Annotated in this window: 18 protein-coding genes and 1 pseudogene; 13 read left to right on the top strand and 6 right to left on the bottom strand. The window is 38.6% G+C overall.

The annotated features are described in order from the left end of the window. Positions 1 to 36: 36 nt before the first annotated feature. The 4 genes from LCM11_RS19020 to LCM11_RS19005 form a co-directional block, all read right to left on the bottom strand. Positions 37 to 465, bottom strand: a complete 429-nt coding sequence (locus tag LCM11_RS19020; RefSeq protein ID WP_224895850.1) for an RNase H family protein — start codon at positions 463 to 465, stop codon at positions 37 to 39. An 85-nt stretch (positions 466 to 550) separates the two neighbouring features. Beyond that, on the bottom strand, positions 551 to 745 hold the full coding sequence (locus tag LCM11_RS19015; RefSeq protein WP_224895849.1) for a hypothetical protein: 195 nt from the start codon (positions 743 to 745) through the stop codon (positions 551 to 553). A 399-nt stretch (positions 746 to 1,144) separates the two neighbouring features. Next, positions 1,145 to 1,564, bottom strand: coding sequence for a type II toxin-antitoxin system death-on-curing family toxin (locus LCM11_RS19010; protein ID WP_224895848.1), 420 nt, complete (start codon positions 1,562 to 1,564; stop codon positions 1,145 to 1,147). Between the two features lie 18 nt (positions 1,565 to 1,582). Then, positions 1,583 to 1,864: an AbrB/MazE/SpoVT family DNA-binding domain-containing protein gene (locus LCM11_RS19005; RefSeq protein WP_224895847.1), complete on the bottom strand. Its 282-nt coding sequence runs from the start codon at positions 1,862 to 1,864 to the stop codon at positions 1,583 to 1,585. A gap of 885 nt (positions 1,865 to 2,749) precedes the next feature. Between LCM11_RS19005 and LCM11_RS19000 the strand changes: the two genes are divergently transcribed. From LCM11_RS19000 to LCM11_RS18950, 11 genes and pseudogenes are all read left to right on the top strand, one after another. Continuing rightward, positions 2,750 to 3,223: an AbrB/MazE/SpoVT family DNA-binding domain-containing protein gene (locus tag LCM11_RS19000; RefSeq protein WP_224895846.1), complete on the top strand. Its 474-nt coding sequence runs from the start codon at positions 2,750 to 2,752 to the stop codon at positions 3,221 to 3,223. Between the two features lie 2,364 nt (positions 3,224 to 5,587). Next, on the top strand, positions 5,588 to 6,820 hold the full coding sequence (locus LCM11_RS18995; RefSeq protein ID WP_224895845.1) for an MFS transporter: 1,233 nt from the start codon (positions 5,588 to 5,590) through the stop codon (positions 6,818 to 6,820). A gap of 352 nt (positions 6,821 to 7,172) precedes the next feature. Next, complete coding sequence (locus LCM11_RS18990; protein ID WP_224895844.1) at positions 7,173 to 7,385, top strand: helix-turn-helix transcriptional regulator; 213 nt, start codon at positions 7,173 to 7,175, stop codon at positions 7,383 to 7,385. Positions 7,386 to 7,403: 18 nt separating this feature from the next. After that, positions 7,404 to 7,778, top strand: a complete 375-nt coding sequence (locus tag LCM11_RS18985) for a hypothetical protein (protein WP_224895843.1) — start codon at positions 7,404 to 7,406, stop codon at positions 7,776 to 7,778. Positions 7,779 to 8,797: 1,019 nt separating this feature from the next. Further along, complete coding sequence (locus tag LCM11_RS18980) at positions 8,798 to 9,028, top strand: helix-turn-helix transcriptional regulator (RefSeq protein ID WP_224895842.1); 231 nt, start codon at positions 8,798 to 8,800, stop codon at positions 9,026 to 9,028. 298 nt (positions 9,029 to 9,326) lie between these two features. Beyond that, positions 9,327 to 11,156 (top strand): phage/plasmid primase, P4 family, encoded by a 1,830-nt coding sequence (locus LCM11_RS18975; RefSeq protein ID WP_224895841.1) that lies wholly within the window; start codon positions 9,327 to 9,329, stop codon positions 11,154 to 11,156. A gap of 770 nt (positions 11,157 to 11,926) precedes the next feature. Further along, positions 11,927 to 14,953, top strand: a complete 3,027-nt coding sequence (locus LCM11_RS18970; protein ID WP_224895840.1) for a DEAD/DEAH box helicase — start codon at positions 11,927 to 11,929, stop codon at positions 14,951 to 14,953. A 223-nt stretch (positions 14,954 to 15,176) separates the two neighbouring features. Further along, positions 15,177 to 15,869: a restriction endonuclease gene (locus LCM11_RS18965; protein ID WP_224895839.1), complete on the top strand. Its 693-nt coding sequence runs from the start codon at positions 15,177 to 15,179 to the stop codon at positions 15,867 to 15,869. 535 nt (positions 15,870 to 16,404) lie between these two features. After that, positions 16,405 to 16,470 (top strand): annotated as a pseudogene (rpsI, locus tag LCM11_RS18960) (30S ribosomal protein S9); the annotation flags it as partial. 134 nt (positions 16,471 to 16,604) lie between these two features. Continuing rightward, entirely contained in the window at positions 16,605 to 17,333 is a 729-nt protein-coding gene (gene cwlD, locus LCM11_RS18955; RefSeq protein WP_224895838.1) for an N-acetylmuramoyl-L-alanine amidase CwlD, read from the top strand. Between the two features lie 72 nt (positions 17,334 to 17,405). After that, positions 17,406 to 18,458, top strand: coding sequence for an Mrp/NBP35 family ATP-binding protein (locus LCM11_RS18950; protein WP_014641458.1), 1,053 nt, complete (start codon positions 17,406 to 17,408; stop codon positions 18,456 to 18,458). Positions 18,459 to 18,504: 46 nt separating this feature from the next. Here LCM11_RS18950 and gerD read toward each other — a convergent pair whose 3' ends face one another. Further along, positions 18,505 to 19,155 (bottom strand): spore germination lipoprotein GerD, encoded by a 651-nt coding sequence (gene gerD, locus LCM11_RS18945; RefSeq protein WP_224895837.1) that lies wholly within the window; start codon positions 19,153 to 19,155, stop codon positions 18,505 to 18,507. 138 nt (positions 19,156 to 19,293) lie between these two features. On the opposite strand from gerD, the gene LCM11_RS18940 reads away from it, so the two are divergent. Continuing rightward, positions 19,294 to 19,893, top strand: coding sequence for a KinB-signaling pathway activation protein (locus LCM11_RS18940; RefSeq protein WP_224895836.1), 600 nt, complete (start codon positions 19,294 to 19,296; stop codon positions 19,891 to 19,893). Between the two features lie 36 nt (positions 19,894 to 19,929). On the opposite strand, the gene pdaB is transcribed toward LCM11_RS18940, so the two are convergent. Next, the gene (gene pdaB, locus LCM11_RS18935) at positions 19,930 to 20,688 is read right to left on the bottom strand and encodes a polysaccharide deacetylase family sporulation protein PdaB (protein WP_224895835.1); all 759 of its coding nucleotides are present in this window, start codon (positions 20,686 to 20,688) and stop codon (positions 19,930 to 19,932) included. Between the two features lie 122 nt (positions 20,689 to 20,810). Here pdaB and LCM11_RS18930 point away from each other — a divergent pair, with 122 nt between their 5' ends. Further along, positions 20,811 to 21,032, top strand: a complete 222-nt coding sequence (locus tag LCM11_RS18930) for a hypothetical protein (protein ID WP_224895834.1) — start codon at positions 20,811 to 20,813, stop codon at positions 21,030 to 21,032. The last annotated feature ends 378 nt before the right edge of the window (positions 21,033 to 21,410 follow it).

The following is a 21,410-nucleotide window of genomic DNA, read 5'->3' as shown; positions in this document are numbered from 1 at the left end:
AAAGAAAAGGAGGCGCTCAGCGCCTCCTTTTTTGCTTCACTTGCGGCCGAAGTCCGCTTTGACCTCGCCCCACGATTTCGTCTCCCATTTCAGAACCGGATTGGGAAATTCATGCGTATGCAGCCACTGGATGGCGGCATCGATGTCCTGCCACAATCCTTCGGTGTCGGCGTTTCGTTTCAGGTTCGTGTTGGCCCGCCGGTTCCGGACCCACGCGAGAGCCGTGTGCGAATCCGAATAAACCGGGACGCGCGACCCTTGGTCGTGCAGGTATTTCAGAGCGTGAACGACGGCGAGGAATTCGCCCAGGTTGTTCGTACCGACCGGATACACCTTCGAGGTGAACACCGGCTCGCCCGTGGCGGTATCTACGCCTTGGTATTCCATCTCCCCGGGATTGCCGCTGCATGCGGCGTCCACAGAAAGACTCGGTTGGATATAAGGTTCGGTTTTCGTGTTCGGCAATTGCATCCACTCCTTTGATGTAGGCTTGTTTTTAGACAAGAAGAAAGCCCCCGCCGCCTCGGGAGCTGATGGTCGCTTCTATTCGTTAATGAATGGGCCCTTCGATGTTCATTTCGACCGCCTTTTCTTCTTCGTTGAGGATGTGGAGCAACACTTTTTCCACACCCGCCTCTCCGATCACCTCGGCATACTGGGCGACTTCGGCTATATCCATCACCTGATGGTTGGTCCCCTCAAGCTCTACGACGACGGACAATTGCTTTCCGTCTTTTGTATCCACGACGGAAACTCGAAGCATGATTTCTGCATGCGCCAGGTGCTGAACGTTTCTTTGTCACGTTCGAAAACCTTCAAGACCATAGGCAGGGTGATGGATTGTACGATGAGGGTTTCGATCTCACGATCCATAGAGATTTTCCTTTCTCTTAATCAAGATTACGGGTACATGAAGTGTAGCGTAAACCAGCCTGGTTACGCCATCCCGGGTGAGGGTTTTGGTTAGGTTTAATGAAATGGTTTATGTATTACATAACATGGAATATAATTCAAAACAAAAAACCTTCCCGAGCCTGCAAGAAGGGGGTGGTAAATTCCTGTTTTTTTGATCGCGCGAAATCAATACAAAAAATAAAACCCGGCAAGGCTTCCGATCCGAAGTCTTGGGGGCTCAATGTTGTCTTTAACGTTCATCTTCTAATATGACGAGATAGGGAGACAGTTCTTCCAGGAGGTAGTCTATGCAGTCGTTTTCTTTGAATTTATCATCCTTTGCCACATACACTGTGAAATCCTCTGCTTCTTTATTGGTAAAAGCGAGTTCCCAACCGTTCATATTTAGATAAGTCTCAAGGACCGTAAGCGCGGTTCGCTTATTTCCGTTATTAAAAATATGGCCACTCCTGGCAATCGAGTGAAAATAGCAGCAGGCTTTTTGGAAAAGAGAAGGGAACTGTTCTTCTCCGAATAATTCGGTCCTGGGTCTTTCCAGCATAGCTTCAAATGCACTCCGAGAGTAAATACCCGCTTGGTCGAGATCGTCGTACATCTCCATCATTGTATAATGCAAATAGAGAATTTCTTCTTCAGTAAAATACACCATTCCCCAAACAACCCCACTTTATCTGTCTTTTAAATTACGGAGAGCTTGGTCATACTTTGAAGTAGCTCTGTTCATCGCTTTTAGCATTTCAGGTCGAACACCATCGGGGACGCGATTCGCTTTTTTTACAATGATCCCGTCTTCTTTTTCATCATAATGGATATGAAGTTCATCACCTTTAGAAACGTGCAGCTGCTTAGCAAGGTCTTTGGGGATATTGAAGGATAAACTGTTGCCTACTTGGCTGACTTTACGTGTGTAAGTCTTCTCATGCTTTTCGTTCAACGCATTCACACTCATTTCTTTACAATCTCCTTCCCATCCTGGACAAGAAATCGTTAAATTATAACGTCTTGTCTATATAATTATGATTGTTTATACAATTATAACACAATTTTCATACGGAGAAGTGCAGAAAACCACTATTGGTTCATGCCGTACTCATAATTCCGGTATCCATTATCATGTAGCTTATGCAAAAAATCACAAATCACAACACGTAACACTAAGGTGGAATAATGATATGTAATACTATGACTTAATATTGAATGGTTTGCTAAATTAAACCGACCGCCGGGGAGGGCGTCGGTCTAAGGTGTTTCGAAGAGCGTGAGGAGCTCAGGAAGAGTCATGTGCAAAAGGGGTTTGCCATCGGAATAGTACGCCTGACCCTCACGTTCAACAAGTTTATATTATGTAGTCGCCCGGCCCGTCTGTTCGAACAGGTGGATCTTAAAATCCTGCGTCGATTCGTCGGTCAGTTCGAATTCGGGCTGAGTTTCCATTTCACCCGGTACGAAAAGACAATCGTACCGAACGTCGCGTAGATCCTGTAGAAAAAGGATTCGGTCTCCGGGATTTATTGTACGATGTCGTCCACGCAGGTAAGGTCTTTCATCGGGAATCATCTCCTAGATTATTCTAGATTAATTAAAATATATTGTATATGACATTAATTATCAGATAAATAATGTCATAAGCGAGTATGAAGACTTTTGGAAAACGGCAGAATGTTTCTATGAGATACCTATGATTTCTGAAATCTGCGCTCCTTTAAAGCGTGGTAAATCTCCTCATTTTGGACAGAAACATAATGCACCCATGATTGTTTCGAGTCGACATGATAACATATACATAATAATAAATTATAATTTCTATATAAAATAAAAAACTCCTGATAGGGGAATGGAAATGAGCAGACTATATATTAAATCTAGTTTGACTGGAGCGTTGTTGGAAGTGGCTTCTTCCAAGGAAGTAATATGTGCTTACGAGGAAATAAAAAAGAATTTCCCTGGTATTGAACTGACTGTTTTCGGAGCGAAAGATGCCTCCTCTTTGCGAAGGTCCCACCGTACCTTGGATACTTCCCACATTGTTAAAACAGTGCCTGAATTTATTGCAGCACTCCCTAATCATGCGTTCAAAATAATAGAAACTCAAAAAGTGGTTGAAATGGGAAAGAGCCTTGGGATAGGATTTCCGAAATCCATTGTTGATTTATTGAATATTTTACCTGGAGATGAAATTGAATTTAAAATAAAGAATAACCAAATTATTCTAAGCAAAAAGGGTGAGCGGGATAAAGAGGGAATAAAAATGCTCAATGAAACACTGGCAGAACATGATCGCGTATTTAAAAACTTAAAGGATCGATAAACACCACCTCTTTATTTAAAATTAGAGAAGTAGGTTCTGGTTATCTACAAGAATTCTTGGAGGAACAGCAGCCTCGCGTTTAGACAAGATTTTATATCCAAACATATCATGTAAATTATCTTTAGCCCCATTTAATAATAGCTACATTAACTAAAGAGAGTACGAGCTACGAAAAGTCAAAAAAATCTCAATGCGGATATCTTGCATTTGCTACGGTGCGAACTATTAAGAATATAATTGCTATACTTATAGCTAGGATCACAGAGAACCCGCCGACCAATCTTCCAAACCCTTTACTGGTAAATATACCTGTGAACTCCGTTAGAACCGCTATTGCTAAAAGAACATGGGAAATCGTGACATAATTAGGTATCTCAACATCTTCGCTTGAAATAATAACAATAACAACCAGATTTATCAGGAAAGTGATCCAGCTAAGCCAGCTATTTTTAAGCGAGAAATCCCCCTGTGAGGGGTTCGATGATTTAGAGTTGCTAATAAGATCACCACCCATTACCTTATTTTTACCATAAAGCTGTCTCCTTCCTCACTAAGAGGCGGTTTTTTTATACTACTGTACTATTATTTTGGAATGGAGGTATTAATTAAACTGCCTCACGCCATCGCCAACGTTGTCAGTCACATAGGGGGGGGATTCTATCCCCATAGCCATAATCCCTTTGCCTGCAGTCGAATGTGGGGGTTAGTAATTGTTCAGCAAATCCACATGGCAGGACTTGATTCGCGAACGGCCACAGATTGAGGGCCTGTGGCCGTAGCCATCTATAAAATCCAAAGATCTAGTGTTAGTGCTATGGTCGTAACAACGGCTTGAAGAATTCCGATCGAGAATATGGTTTCATTTTTATCCTCCGTATCATGATTTCTTGGCGGGTGTTAAATCCATTAGCAGTCCTCTTTACAGGGACATAATAAGCAAAAGGAGACATAAAAAGTAAGAAGCAATTGGAGCATGAAACCTCTTATGTAAGGAAGATGGACAATCCTGAAGGTGTTAAAGAAAATGTAACAGTGAATAGTAATACCAAATATATTATAGAAAATGTAATGCAAGAAAATAATAGGAGTACGGACACGTCTTCTGAAAACTGAAAGGATAACATCTAATTCCAACCATAAAATCACAGAAATAGAACATGCGTCCTGGAGCCGTTTACTTAAATGAAAATGTGGTATAATAGAAGTAACAAATTATATAAAGAGCACAGCGCGAACTGTGGTCAAGTCGATACCCATTCTTTCGATAGGGGATTGGCGTTATCTAATCGAAAAAGTAGCCCTTACCCATTTTGCCGGACAGGGGGGCTATTTTTTTTGGCTAAATAGCGATGGAACACACCCAAGTCCATTGTTAGCATATATGTGGTAAGTCTCAATGAAGAAGTTATAGCAAGTGAAGAGGCTTTAATTATTCGGAAACGTAGACGATCCATATCTCCAAGCAGAGTAGCAACATAAGAGAGTGTAGCAGGAGAGGATCACATAGAAGAATCTCTATCCCTTTAAAGCCTCAACCATCACGCATTCGTCAATGGCAACCCGAGCGATCCTTTTATGATTGTTAAAGAGCAGGTTAACACCCTTAAAACGTGGATTTAATTATGTATCTATTGAACAAAAAATGCACAGATATTTCTCCTTCTGCGCACTTTAAAATTTTCTCTCGCAATGCGTAATAATAAGCAAGACAATAAAAATTGGTTTATAACCCCACTTGGAAAATGCCAACAAACAAAAACATTCCTCCTAGTACAAAACATGTCCCCATCATTACACCAACGGGTTTGATCTGATTTTTTTCACATCAAATGCAAGGGAAATAATCGTTGCGGTTGATGCTAGATAGAAATACCCTAATGGTAAAATGATGATACCAAAGAAATAGAGAACGGCAGGAATACACATTAATATGTTTATAGCGATGAATACCTTCGTGATAGTGTATAAAATAAAATTCACCCCTTGCTTACTACCCTTTATGTTATCAAGAATAAGGGTGAATTGAAAAAAATACTTTCAGAGGTAAAATTATACATTTTTCACCTCTGAAAGAACATAGCGCTGGGAGGGTACAGGGCACCTTAACTATCACAAAATGCGATGATTTAACCTTAACAATAGCCGTCAGGACCTACTTACACACTATCTGCGAGGATCTTATAACCCAATCTGTGATATTTCCATTTCGCGGTAATTACCAATTTATGTTAACGTCATGCTAAGGAAGTTTACAGGGGGGAGGACTACCCCTAACTAAATCAGAATAATGGGTCAAAGGTTGGTTAATGAGTACATTTGTGGTTTTGTGTAAGCGATTCCATTAAGCTGTATCGAGGTGATAAATTGATTAAGCAAATAGGTAGGCATGAGTGGAAACAACCCGTCTTGCTTCTTACGGGAGTTGGGATTTCCAGGTTAGGTGACTTCATTTATCTTGTCGCTATTAATCTGCTAGTTTTAAACATGACTGGATCAGCTACAGCTGTAGCTGGGCTTTGGGCCATCAGTCCACTTGCAGTGATTCTTACCCAGTTTTGGGCAGGAAGTCTCGTCGATAGGAGTAATAAACGTCGACTGATGATTAGTATGGATATCGTCCGTGCAGCAGCAGTTGGAGTCATTCCACTCCTGCCAAACGTGTGGGTCATATATTTCATGTTATTCCTCATCGGTATGGCAAAAGCATTATTCAACCCTACTTCGATGACTTTTACGACCCAGCTTATCCCAAAGTACCAGCGTAAACGGTTCAATTCCATTAATAGTTTAATTACTTCAGGGGCGTTCATTGTCGGTCCTTCCATTGCGGGTGTCTTAATCATGATCGGGTCTGTGGACTTGGCTATATACATAAATGCCATCTCTTTTCTGGTTTCAGCTTTTTTTCTATACTTGCTTCCTAATTTAGACAGTGAAGCGGAATGGAATAAGGAAAAGCTTTCATTAAAACAAATGCAAGAAGACTGGAAGGAAGTCATTGATTATGGCAAACGGGAATCTTTTATCATTTCAGTTTATATATTGTACCTTGTAACCACTGTTTGCACACTAGCCATGGATTCCCAGGAAGTTGTATTTACCCAGCAAGTCGTAGGTGTATCCGAGTTTCAATTCAGTCTATTAATCACGATTACTGGGATCGGTTTTGTTTCTGGCTCTTTATTAATTGCTGTCGTTTCTAAGTATATCTCTACAAAAAACCTGATAGGGATAGGGTTTCTTTTGGTGTCTGTGGGATATGGAATATACGCATTTTCACATACCTTTATGATGTTGGTCATAGGATTTATTATTCTAGGGTTTTTCAATGCCTTTTCGAGTACTGGAATCCTTACGTTCTATCAAAATAATATCCCCGTGGAACGTATGGGGAGGATTACGAGTGTTTTAGGAGTGCTCCAGAGTGTAGCCCAAATTGCCTTCATTTTATTTATCGGTTTACTTGGGGAGTGGTCTTTGCGTTATACGATCATAGGAATGACAGCCTTATTATTTATTACTTCCTTAGCTATCATTTTGTTAGTGTATAAGCGATCCAAACAAAAGTATTTTTTGGAGGATGCTTCAGGGATTTAAGACTTCAATTCCTATTCTCCTCTGTTTAATCGCTTGCGCTCAGTTTTTTTGATTACGTTATTAAAAATCTTGAATTCATGTCTTCCGTTTGCTAACTAGAGGGTCTCAGTTCAATAAGCCAAAATAAAAAACCGGTTCCTACACTTTTAATAGGAACCGGTTTTTCTATGCTCTAATTTGCTTACATTCTAATATTCGCATTTTTTGACTCTATCCTTTTGGGGAGCGCTTTCTCAATAAAGGAGGAGGAAAGAATATTTATAATAAATTAAGTGGGTTTAATGATTTAGTAATATATAATTGACTAAAGTAAAATATATGTTACTATCTGTTGAAAGGGATGATGAGCCATATGAAAGAAGTTAAAGTAAGAAATAAAGTGAAAATATCACGAATTAATAATGGAAACCTTACTCAAACTCAACTAGCTAAGCAAGTTGGTGTGACTCGACAAACCATGAACCTAATTGAATCTGAAAAATACAATCCTTCTATTAAAATTTGCTTACTTATCTGCAGGGAGCTTGATCAACCATTAAATCAATTGTTTTGGTTAGAAGATTAACGAAAGGGGATTTTCAAAGTGAAAGGTCATTTTATAAGTGCTGTTGCGGCGTTGTCTGTGGCTTTCGTTGGAGCTGGACTTTTAATGGGGAGTATTCCGTGGGTAGGCTTAGCCGCAGCCATCATCGGATTTAGTATCTCAGAACTCATCAGGAGCAGGAAAAGGAATCAAGGGGAAGTGGTAGAGGCGCCGAATGATGAGCGAGTCTCGAATAATGTGAAGCAGTTTGCAGCGTACGTGCTGTTGTTAGCACACCTGTTGCTATTTGGTTACTTAGTAGTGGCCAAATACGTCACAGGTATCAGTCTCATAAGAATTGATTATTTAATTATCTATGTGGTCGTAACCTTTTTTATATTAATCACAGGTGGGGCAATAGTAGAAAGAAAGTAGGGTTATTTTTTTCTGTTGCTCGGTGTAGCAGCCCGGTTTAAAAGGTCTGCCATCATATTCAACCCTAAAAGCCACGGATTGAGGGCTTGTGTCCGTATTCAGTCATTAAGCTGCAAATTAATAGTTAGAGTACTTAACCACAGCTTGAAGGGTATCGATCAAGAATTAGATTATATTTTATCAACAAGTCTCCGCACCCTGAATTTATTGTGAAGAGTTAAATCAATAGCGGTACCATTAACACATACCTAATTATATGAAATGAAAACAGAAAGAGTAAGAAACAATTGGAACAAGAAGCATCTTATGTAAGGGGCTTGCACAATACGAAGGTTGTTGCAGAAAATGTAATAGTGAATAGTAATACAAAAATTGTTATAGAAAATGTAATGCAAGACAGTAATATGAGTATGGAAACACCTAAATCCAATAGAAAAACTTAGAGCGATTAATCTGAAGTCTTTTAAATTTTAGTGAAATTGGAGTTTGATTGGAGAAATAAATCAAATAATAAAAAATAACCATAATTCAAACTGTGGCCAATACGAGAGAATCGCAGCCATGGAAAGGATAAGCAAATTTATAGGATGTTTTTGTCCGTTTTTCTTACTTTATCTAGAACGCTTCCGCGAAGTATCACACATTGGGTGCATGTGAGAGTACAGGACAACCTAACTATCACAAAAGGGTGGATTTATCCGTGGTAAAAGGCGTCAGAGCGTACTTTCAACCCATATGAAAGCGGTTTAAAACCCGATCTGTGATATTTCCCTATCATGAAATTCTTACATAAAATCTTATTTTAGGCCGTCTCTAGTTAGGAGTCGGTCTTTTGCTTTTAACCTGGTGGATGAAAAAGGCGCCACGTATGTCTTCATTCACTATTAAGAACAAATGAAATGCTCATTATACGCATGTAACAAAAAGAAACATGAATTCGACAAAAGGATTTACATTTCGCCTTTAGTGAAGTAAAATAAAAATATACAATATATGGAAATTACAGGAGGTGAAACCATATGAGCCAACCTTTTGAAATTAGTTTAAAAGCGGCACGTGTAAACTGTGGCTATACGCAAAGCTCTTTGGCTAAAAAGTTAGGTGTTACGAAACGTACCATAGGCTCCTGGGAAAAGGGTCAAAGGGAGGTCAAGCCGTACGCCTTGTACGCAATGGCATACATCTTCCAAATGGATGCTGAACAGATTTGTTTGCCTGATTTTGAACAAGAAGTAAAGTCAAAACTGTAATGGTGAAGATGGCGCAATACAGAATGGATGGAAGTTAATGGGGGAAAAGGTCACGTGAAAGGTGAAAGAGGATCACAAGGTGTGAGAGGTCTTAACTGGTGTTGAGAGTAAGATTGACGGACACATATAAGAGAAATAGATACAAAACAAAAATAGCTCTGCAATGCGGGAGACGCACCAGAGCTATAAAAATCAATTAGTGTTTAATACTCTGACCCCACCACGGGTCAGAACTACTTTGCTTCCATCTTCACGAAAGTCAGAACCTAACAAATAAATATGAGAGGTGTGTTCGCTCATGATCGATACAAAAAGTTTATTTACTAACCATTCTAGCACTATTTCAAAAAAAATCAACAATCCACATACGGGATACAAAAATTATAATTTGGAAGATGATAACGATTTAAGTGGCCACAGTGGAAACAATAGCAAGGTAACGACATCAAGTGACAGCGGAGATAATAGCCTGTTTGAACAACGTGTACACGTACCTGACAACATTTATGTAGCGTCTTATCTAAAGGACTATCTAAAAACTTTGGTTCTCCCTAATCAAATCGATAATAAGTTCTTAATAGAAGTCGGGGAGGCAGCATTAAAAAGTAAGATAGAAGAAGTGGAAGAGCACAACATGGTGTATAAGAAATCAAAAAAACGTGTACCAGATAAGATTGGTTTCGATGAAGTAGCTGTTATCATGATGTCACTCTTTACGTTTCGAAACATTCAAATGACAGAGCGTCCAGATGATACACTTCTTGCGGTGTACGACTACAACATAAATTCTCCAAAGCTTGGAACCTATAGTTCAAGTCGTGAGTACTTTTATCAAATCATGGAGCGACTTGCGCCTAGCTTCAAGCAACGCGACATGGAGGAGGTTGCTCACAAAATCAAACGGGCAGTACCTAAGGTCAATCAAACAAAAGAGCGTCATTTATTTGCTGTAAACAATGGCATATATAATCAACAAACGGATCAATTGATGCCGTTTAATAATAAGTATGTGTATCTTACAAAAATCCCTATCGATTATAACTCGAACCCCATTAACCCTTTATTGACGGCTCCTGATGGTCACCAATGGGACGTTGAATCGTGGTTTCGTGACATCACAGACAACGATGAGGACACAACGAAATTGATGTGGCAAGTCATCGCGGACTGCTTACAACCGAACTATTCCCGTCATAAAAGCATATGGTTTTACTCTGAAAAAGGAAATAATGGGAAAGGAACTGTCGGTCAGTTAATTAAAAACCTCCTGGGGAAAGGGAATTACGGATCTTTATCCGTCGTGGATTTTAACCATGAGTTTATGAAATCAACGTTGGTAGGTGTTGCGGCGAATATTGCGGATGAAAATGACGTGGATTTATTTATCGATAGTGTCAAGGATTACAAAGCGTCGATTACCGGTGATGATATTAATATCAATAGAAAATATGAGCAGCCACTGCGTATCCAATTTAACGGCACGAACATACAAATGATGAACGGACTGCCGAAAACAAAAGATAAATCCGAATCGTTTTACCGCCGCATTATTCTCGTTCCATTCTTAAAATCTTTCACAAACAACGGCGAACGAAAGTACATCAAGAGTGACTATATTAACCAAAAAGAAGTATTAGAATATGTGTTGCACAAAGCATTAAGTATGAGTTTTGACGAGTATATTATACCGCAACGTTCGGCAAGTTTGCTAGATCAGTATCGTGAAAAGAATAATTCAGTTATGGAATTTTGGAACCAACTAAAAGATGAATTTACGTGGGATTTATTACCGACTCAGTTCCTATACGACTTGTACCTCAAGTGGGACGATAAGAATAACCCGAGTGGTAAGGCTATGGCAAAACGAAATGTTTTAGAGCAATTACGAAATGTCATTAGTTCTCAAGGCGACCCCTGGGAAGACCGAACGAGCAAAGCCACGTCCTCCGTTCGATCAAACACTCGCATGGACGAGGATGAACCACTAATCAGCGAATATGGGTTAGACATGCCTGAAAAAAGCGGCAAACCTAGCGAATGGATGCACCCAACATACAATGGCAACAACGATGCCAAAAAACGTGAATTCAATCGCAAAATCATGTATAGAGGGTTTGTTAGGGTTTAATATTTCGGGTATCACTTGGTGCATCACTTCCAGGATTTCTGAATCACTTTAGCCTTAGATGTATCACTTGAACTGTTACTTTTTATAGACGCGAGCACAGAATCACACCAAACAACACTATAAAATTTTTGGATGTATCACTTCGACCACGTTTGCATCACCTTTGTTACACCATATTTTAAGTTAGTGATGCACTCTAAACGCTGATATACCAAGGGTTTTAATGCTTCGCATCACTTGTATCACCTTTTTAGGAAAAGAGTATATAAATATGAGTTATATACAATTAAAAATATATAAAAGGGTTTCAAGTTTTTGGTGATACAAGTGATGCAGGTACTATTGAAAATATGAGGTGTGATCATAAATCACCAATCTACTTGTTAATAAATATGAGTTTGAAATAAAGGGGTTTAACGGGCTGGTTTACAGTGATTACATTTAGATAAGGGTTCTTCTCTCCTAAAAGGAGGAAGAACAGGAAGCGAAATAAGTAGATCGGAGAAACCCAATATATAGTGCATCCATTACCCACTCGTATATTAGCTAGGATATTTCTATAGTTATAAATATTATTAGAAAAGAATCCCTATGTACTTTAATAGAATCAATAATGAAAAATGCACTTAATTATGGAAAAGATTTATTACTTCCTTTGCTTTTGGGGGGGCGGGAATATGGGTTCTCTGTTGAAGTAAGAACATATAAATTTAGTTCTTTTGGTCTGTTATAATTAACTAAAATGTAATTATATGACAGGGGGCGGTTGTATGGGAGAGTATCAAAATGTAATCACAACAATTGGTGATGATAACAAGGTGAGTCGTTGTACGGATGCTGAAGGAATAATATTTGACCAAACAGATCTTATTAATAGCTGGAAAGTGTCATATAACGAGAGAGTTTCTCGAAGTGTGGAAGAGAAAGGTTTAAGAATTCCTCAGTTTGGAGCGTTATCTGCAATTCGTGCCCATTGGGCGACATCAAATTCTCCAGCAACAATTGTCTTACCCACGGGAACAGGGAAGTCAGAAACAATGTATGCTACGATTATTTCTGAAAGGATACCTACCACGCTAATCATTGTGCCTTCTAATCTTTTGAGGGAACAGATTTTTGAGGGGGCAAGGCATTTTGGGATACTTTCAAAATTAGATATGATTTCGGATGACATTATTTATCCAACAACTTTTCTGTATAAGTCAAAAGTATCAGATGAGGAAGAAACAACTCTGGTTGAAACCCTTAAAGAGTCAAATATCATTGTTTCAACACCTGGTATGATTAAGAAGATGCCGTCATCAGTTATTGATACACTTATTAAAGAAGTGGACGTTGTGATATTTGATGAAGCGCATCATCTTGCAGCTCCTGATTGGCGAACAGTTAAAGAAAGGTTTTCAGATAAAAAAATTCTACAGTTTACTGCCACTCCTTATAGGAATGATGGTAAAAAGATCGATGGTAGGATAATTTTCAATTATGGTTTGGCTTTAGCTCAAAAGGCTGGGTATTTTAAACCGATCGATTTTTATCCTATTCAGGAATTTGACGAACAAAAATCTGATAAAGAAATTGCAAAAACTGCTATTAAGCAATTAGAAAAAGATATTGTAGAATTTGAGCACGTACTTTTGGCAAGAGCAAGTACCCGAAAACGCGCGGATGAGTTATATGAAAAAATCTACTCTCAATATGATGTGTTTAACCCAGTTGTGATTCACGGTGGCATTCCTCTTAAGAAAAGGAGTAAATCCTTGCAACAAGTTAAAGATGGTAAGTCGAAAATTGTAGTTTGTGTGGATATGTTTGGAGAAGGCATTGATATTCCAACTTTGAAGATTGCAGCAATTCACGACAAGTATAAATCACTTCCTATAACACTTCAATTCATTGGAAGGTTTGCTCGGACAAGTGGCAATAAGTTGGGCAATGCAAAGCTTATCACGAATGTGGCAATGGATGATTTGAAAGAGGCGATAGAAGATTTATACCATCAAGACGCTGATTGGAATGAACTTCTTAATATCCATTCAAATCAAGCAATTAATAAGGAAGTTGAGCATGGTGAATTTATCGATAAGTTTGAAAAAGGTCATGCGGAGGATATAGATCTCTCCCAATTAAAAATGAAAGTAAGCACTCGAATGTTTAATCACCCTTCAAAAAGCACATTTGTTAATGGGTGGAAAGAGGTCTTGAATCCAGATAGAACTACATCATTAATAAATAAAGAAGATTCTGTTTATATTTTTATTGAGGAAATTGAAACAAAGGTTGGCTGGTCAGACCAAAAAGATATAGTTCAATATGATTACGATTTCTTTGTACTGTTCTTAGATAATGATAATGGAATTGTACATATTAATGAAACTGATACCGGCAAAGGAAATAGACTTGTCCAAAGTATATTTCCGGAAGCATTTGCAATTAAGGGAGATTCAATTTACCGGAGCTTAGATGGTATTAATAGATTAATGTTAGGAACGTTGGGATTAAAGCAAAAACCTAGCGGAAGAATTAGTTTCAGAATGTTTGCTGGAGCTGATATTAAATCTGGAATTAATGAGGCTGTGGCATCGGGGTCTACAAAGTCTAATTTATTTGGTTATGGCTATCGAGGCGGGGAACGAATCAGCATTGGTTGTTCATATAGAGGAAAAGTTTGGATGCGGTGGGTAGAGAAGGTGAAATTCTGGACGGATTGGTGTCAGAAGATAGGGCAGAAGGTATTGGATAACACTATTAATACAAATGATATATTAAATAATTCCCTTGCCCTAGAAGTTATCAAGGAGTTTCCAGAAGGCATCCCGTATAAATTATCAATGCCTGAGTCAATTGAAATGTCCAATTCAACCACTAAACAATTGTATATTTCTAAAGAACAGAAGTCATTTCCATTTTATCAAACAGATTTAAAGAATCCACATATAGTAAATGGTAATCTTAGCTTTGATTTTCTAATAAATGAACGAAAATTTGTATTTGAACAGATTCTTAATGAGTCGTCCTATAGTTTCAAGCAAATTGAAGGTGAAGAGCTACTAGTGAAATCTGGTAATGGAACTGTTAAATTTGCTGACTATCTTTACGAAAACTCACCGGAAATTTCTTTCATACAAAATGATGGAACAATTATTGTAGTACAAGAAAATTTAAAAACTGTTATTAAGCCCAAGAGCGACACTGCCTTGCCACAAAACTCTTTGATTCCTGTAGATTGGAACAGATTAAATGTCGATATAAAATCTGAATCTCAAGGGAGAGGCAGAAAAGCTGATTCAATTCAATACGCTACGATACACAAAATTGTAGATCAAACATCAGATGTTATTTTCGATGATGACGGAGCCGGAGAAATCGCAGATGTGGTTACGGTGAAAATTGATACGAAAAATGAAAAAGTTGTTTTTCATTTGTATCATTGTAAATATTCAGGTGAAAATTTTCCAGGTTCGCGGATTGATGACTTATATGAAGTTTGTGGTCAAACTGAAAAGTCAATTATGTGGAATGATAATGTCTTGCAAATGGTGCAACGAATGATAGAACGAGAAAATGGGAGGCAAAAAAAATATAATGAAACTCGTTTTGAGAAAGGGGATTTACTTACCCTGCAAACGCTGAGAAAGATGGTGAGATCTGGTTTTGAAACAGAATTTGAAATTTCAATTGTTCAACCAGGAGTTTCGATACTAAAAATCACTGATCCAATGAAACAAATTATTCTTGCAACTGATTCATACCTAAAAGATACTTATGGAATACCTCTAACCTGTTATTTTAGTGAATGATTTACAGGGTATATAAATTATTATATCTATGAATATATATTCGCTGATTTATGTATTTACTATCTCGGAATCAAGTCTTAAACAATATGGAGTAATACTACAAGAGCCATTAATTTTAAATAAATATGAGGGCAGTCCCTATTATATATATATTTAAAGATATAGTTTTTTCCTTATTATTTTTATATCCCTTTTTGAACATACTGATATAGAGGTGGTTCAATTGGGAAGACGAAAAGCAGTCCCCATTGGTATTTTTCCAATATTATTATTCCTTATATTGTTTTTGTATATAGTTACTTTAATTGAAAAAATCTTTGTTTGGCTAGCGTCGTTATCTGCAATAGGTTGGTTGGCTATTGGAACTATTATTATTGCTATAACAATAGTGGTACATAAAATCCAAATGAACAAAAAGCTAAAAGAAGGGCTTATCAAAAAGCGAAAAGCTGAAGAAGAAGCTACTCAGAGGAAACTGTTATTAAAAAGAAAAGGTACTCTTGCAGAACTAAAGAAAATGCCTCCGTTAGACTTTGAATTCTTTATTTGTGATTTATTTGTACAAATGGGCTACGATGCTCAAGTAACAAAGGCCACTGGGGACGGAGGAAAAGATATAATCGTTAGGAAAGACGATTACTGTGCTATTGTGGAATGTAAACGCTATGATAAAACAAAAGTAACCAGACCGAAAATCCAACAGTTTCATAGCGCAGTAATAGACTGTAATGCCGAAATAGGATATTTTATATCTACAGCAGAATTTACTTCTCAAGCAAGGAATTATGCGTTAAATAAACCTGTTGATCTGATTAGCGGGGTCCAGTTGGTGAAATTAATTGAAAAGGTGACCGAGAACCAATGTGCTTTTGATAACTTTAGTAAAGTTATAAAGGAAATATATAAGGAACTATAGTTATCTTGGAATCGAGTCTTCGTGTGAAATGTCGATGAGAGAATGTTACGGGTTACACCATTAAAACTCATGGCCATTAACATAGATGGTAGTGGCTCACTTATGGCACGAGTGGATCAATCCCTTGTCCGGAGTGGATCAAAAAGATGGAAGATGCGGAACTAACCTCTGTCCTTCTTCAAAGAGAGGTTTAAAAAGACCTTTAAGCTACAATAAATCATGTATCGTAACTTGAAGGTCTTTTTATATGCACAGAATATACTGCCATTTATACATGGATTAAATAGCCAAATACAACGAATCTGTAACAAGGTGTATCTGTTTTCTTTTGTGTTGTTAAAGCTAAATTATTATTATGTTTAAAAAAACCTTCCTTATATATAGCCTGCCAGCGTATTTATTTTTAATTACTTTTTTGAATACCCTTTGAATACCCTTTGCTATAAATCGGTTGTAATTCCAAGAAGCCAAAAAGGGGAAAACGTTAATTTATGGCGGTTCATCAATTTCCATATATTGGTAATTACTCCCCTTTTTGAAAGAGCGTAAGAAATACGGTCTTAAAGGTGCTCGTCGTGCTCCACAGTTCTCCAAGCGTTAATATCTTTCAATCAAACCCTCTGGCCTATCCGGTCAGAGGGTTTTTTGATTTCTAAAAGGTATGACCTCTCATCTGTTCATATTCTTCACTCTTGTCCCATATAGTGAATTAGGGAGTTTAAGGAGTGTGGGATAATGATCCGTAAAATGAAGACCCCCTTATGGCTAGTGGGAATAATAATACTTGTCTGCCTTGTTTCTTACCCACTTCAGGAAGCGAAAGATGCCTGGACTATGTGGTCATCTCCATTATCCGGAAAGGTTATTGTGCTTGATCCGGGACATGGAGGGCCTGATGGTGGAGCAGAAGGAGCAGATGGTACACAGGAGAAAGCGATCACCCTGCGTATGAGTGAATACTTGCGTGACTATCTACAAGAAGCAGGAGCACTTGTGTATTTAACCAGAAATGAAGATAAGGACCTGGCTTCTGAGAGTGCCGGGAGTTTATCAAGGCGGAAATCAGAAGATATACGTAACCGGGTTCAGTACATTAAAGAGAAAGAAGCAGATTTCTATTTAAGTATCCATTTAAATGCTATTCCATCTCCTAAGTGGAGAGGAGCTCAAACATTTTTTAATTCAAATACCCCTGAAAGTGAACATCTGGCTAAATTTATTCAATCTGAAATTAGAACCAATCTTGAAAACACTGACCGGCAGGCTATGGACTTGACCTCCATTTATCTTCTTAAACATGTAGAAGCTCCAGGGGCACTCGTGGAAGCGGGGTTTCTATCAAACGGAGATGAACGGGAACTGCTGAAGTCGGAGGAGTATCAAAGAAAGATGGCAGCCTCTATTTACCAGGGTATACTTCGATATGTAACAGAAAGAGAATATCCTGCTGAAAATGGATTGTAAGCATATTACTTAGAAAGCGTTTCAGATATGTTATACTAGCATTATTGAACATTTCTAAGGATGGTGAACGGCTTGTTAACACAAGAAAAAGTACTCGAAATCCTTCATCCAATCGAAGATCCGTTTTTACATAAAACGTTAGAAGAAACCGGTGGGATTGAAGATATATCAATCAAAGAAGAAAAAAACCATGTAAGTGTTAAAGTCTTAATTGCAAAGACAAACACGGCAGAACAAATGGAACTTCAACAGACTATAGTGAATGCACTGAAAAGTGGCGGGGCAGCTACTGTAGGGCTACGATTTGATCAGCTTCCAGAAGATGTGATCAATAAATTTCAGCCGGAAGCCGAAAGTCAGCAGGAAGAATCTTTACTTGATGGCGGCTCCAATACAAAATTCCTTACCATTGCCAGTGGTAAAGGCGGCGTTGGCAAATCAACCGTTACAGTCAACTTGGCAGTAGCACTTACGCGGTTAGGTAAAAAAGTAGGAATCATTGACGCTGATATCTATGGCTTCAGTGTACCGGATATGATGGGTGTGGAAGAGCGCCCGGTTGTTCGCGGCGAAAAGATTATCCCTGTTGAGCGATTCGGAGTTAAAGTCGTTTCCATGGGATTCTTTGTGGAAGATAACTCCCCAATTATTTGGAGGGGTCCTATGCTTGGTAAGATGCTGACAAGCTTCTTCAAAGAAGTGGAATGGGGCGATCTTGACTATCTACTTCTTGATTTACCGCCAGGAACGGGAGATGTAGCTTTGGATGTTCACTCCATGCTTCCTTCGTCTAAAGAAATTATTGTGACGACTCCTCACCCGACTGCAGCCTTTGTAGCTGCACGCGCTGGGCAGATGGCTTTGAAGACAGAGCATGAAATCTTGGGAGTTATCGAGAACATGGCTTACTTTGAAAGTAAGGAAACCGGAAATAAAGAATTTGTCTTTGGACGCGGAGGAGGAACGAAGCTTGCTGAAACGCTGCAAACCGGCGTGCTAGGTCATATTCCTCTACAGCAGCCGTACGAAGATGAAGATGTCTTCGCTCCTTCCGTTTATCAATCCGATCATCCAATTGGGTTAAGCTACCGGAATATTGCCGCTAAAATTATTGATAAGTATTAAATAAGAAATCACGCGTTTCCCTCAAATAAAGGGAAACGCGTGATTTTTACTGGGAAGATCCGCCGCTCTGTTCTTGGCCGCCGCTACCGGATTGTTCTTCACTTCCACCTTGCTGGCTTTCTCCTCCGGAAGAGGAAGAATCTTCACCGGTTTTCATTTTTTCTGCAGCCTTTAACATGGTTTCACTCATCTTGGCTTGAACCACAGGACTATTTAATGTTTCCTGGATAGTCTTCTCAAGATGTTCACGGAATTTCTGCCCCTGCATAACCGTAACCATTTGCTCCATCATTTCAGGATTTTTGTATATCTCAATTAAGAGCTTCTGGTATTCAGGGTCTTTCATTAAACCTTTCATTAGATCCTTTTCTTGTTCTTCCAAGGTTTTGCTGAAACCTTGTACAAATGAAGGATCAGCAAACAGCTTACTCCAAAACTCTTTTCCTTTTTCAGAAACCAAGGTTTCACTGACCGATTGGGCCACCACTTCGGATTCGAGAGTCATGGATTGCTGCATTTTTTCATCAGAGAGAACTTCCGTGAGGGCTTTTTTACCTTCATCGGTTTTCAATATATCCACAATCATTTTTTTCGTTGTATCATAATCCGCCTGTTGGCTTGCTCCTGAGCTGCTGCCGTTACAAGCTGCCAGGAAAACAAGAATGATGACGGGACATAAAAAGCGAATTTTGGACATGGTAGGATGTCCCCTTTCTTTCGTTCTCCTTAGTCTTACTATTCGCGTTTCGACAAATTTTATACGGCAGGAGGAAAAAAGCCGCACTTCATGATAAAATACGTAGGAAAATCTTTTTTGCATTTAGGGGGAACATGCGTGAATAGTCGTAAATGGGTGAGGTTATTTTTAACAACGCTGCTGCTTGGCGGAGTTTTAACCCTTGTAACCAGTTTTATATTTAAGCAAGATTCTTATGTCGAAGTTCTGCAGCCATTTCAATTATTTGAATTAGTGGGTTTATTATTATTCTTTTCCGGTCTTGGATTTATATTCAGCGTTATTAGTCAGATGGGATTTTTTGCTTATCTAACGGTTAATCAGTTTGGAAAAGGATTATTCAGATCTTTTTGGCCTGCACTTCAACTTTTTTTAATCGCCTTTACATTATTTGATCTTGTTTATTTCCGTTATCAAGCGTCTGAAGAAGGTTCAATCGCAGCTTACTTATTAACAGCTATGGGGATTTTGGGCATCTCGCTCGTAATAGCCTTCATAAAGGCGAAGGAGACGAAGCCCTATGCTTTTATTCCAGCTCTGTTTTTTATGGTAGTGGTGACCACAGTAGAATGGGTTCCTGCTTTGAGGGCACAGGGAAGTGACTATATATGGATGATGATTATCCCATTGCTTGCGTGTAATGCTTACCAGCTTCTGCTTCTACACCGCCTGACAAATAATCAGGAAAATGCTGCTTAAATTAATCAGCCACTGTGGATTCACAGTGGCTGATTTTTAATTAATTTGAGTAGTTTCTGCTTCTCCGCCGCTTACCAGTTCGGATATGCTGACAAATTTTAATCCTTTTTGCTTCAATCCAGGGAGGATGACTTCCAAAGCTTTGGGTGTCTGCTTAACAGAATCTGAAGCGTGCAATAAAATAATATCTCCTTTTTCACCCTCTTTTAAAACTTGATCTATGATGGCGTTTGTTCCGGGGTTTTCCCAATCCCTGGGGTTTAGACTCCACTGCACTGCCTGCATGCCTTCATTTTCAATTATTTTCAGCACCTCTTTATCCATGTGTCCATGAGGCGGTCGGATCCATCTAATTTGTTCAAATCCTAGTTTTTCAAAAGTTTCCTGGGCTTTACTTAAATCTGATCGTACTTGTTCAGGTTTTAATTCTAAATAGCTTTCATATTCATATCCCATCATTCCTATTTCATGCTTTCCTTCTTGGATAGCTGTCACAATATCGGGGTGGCGTTCTGCCCACTCACCGCTAATGAAAAAAGTCGCCTGGGCCTGGTTTGCTTCCAGCTGCTCTAAAATTTCATACACTTTGTCGCTTCCCCAGCTGATGTTAAAAGTCAAGGCGACAAATGATAAATCTTCACTCCCCTGTGTTAATGCTCGGGGCTCACCATTATTAGAGAAAACAGGAAGTTGGCTCCATTGACCTAACCAAAGAAATAACGCACAAAATAGTGCAAGTGTTACTACAACGACATATCGTTTTAACCGTTCCACTTTCCACGTATAAAAGCTCAAAGTTACTGCAACTCCTTCCTTCCAATATGTTCTATACATATGAAAAAAAGGACAACCTATGCTAAAAACAATGAATTTGGGGTAAAAATAAAAAAAGATTGGTTATCAGGGAGGTTCTGGCTATGCACGGAATAATAATCAATGATCAAGAACAACGGGAAATGGAATATCTTTTAAAAAGAGAGATGGAAGAAATCACATTTGATCTAGGAGACCACCGGTTAGATATAGGAATTAAAAGAGCCATGGAAGAACGGTATGATGTTTTGTTTCAACTATTCCGGAGGTTTGGTTCACGGGAAGAATGTCTGGAATACATGCCAAAAAAGAAAAAAGAAAACTAGGCTTACGTTAAAGTTCAGGGGCTACCCTGGACTTTTTAGTTACCTTAAATTCCTATATAAATAGGATAATTTAAAAAAAGATAAAAAAATCCTTTGAAAGTATTGCATTTCATTTTTGATCCATGGTATATTATTAATCGTTGTCGGGAAAGGCGAGCGGATATAAAGCAAACCGAAAACGACACACAAAAAATCATTAAAAAAGTTGTTGACTTAAACGAGTCACAATGATATGATTATTAAGTCGCTGTTTTGGAGCGGCAAACAAAAACTTTTGATCTTTGAAAACTGAACGAACCAACCAGTACGTCAAGATATTCTTTCAATATAGAAGGAATTCAAACAAGCACATTCGGTGTGCAAAGAGCTAATCAATCT

Source organism: Halobacillus halophilus (assembly GCF_020171985.1).
Lineage (GTDB): Bacteria > Bacillota > Bacilli > Bacillales > Halobacillaceae > Halobacillus > Halobacillus halophilus_A.
Note: the sequence above shows the minus strand (reverse complement) of the source record. Positions and strands in the feature narration are given on the sequence as shown.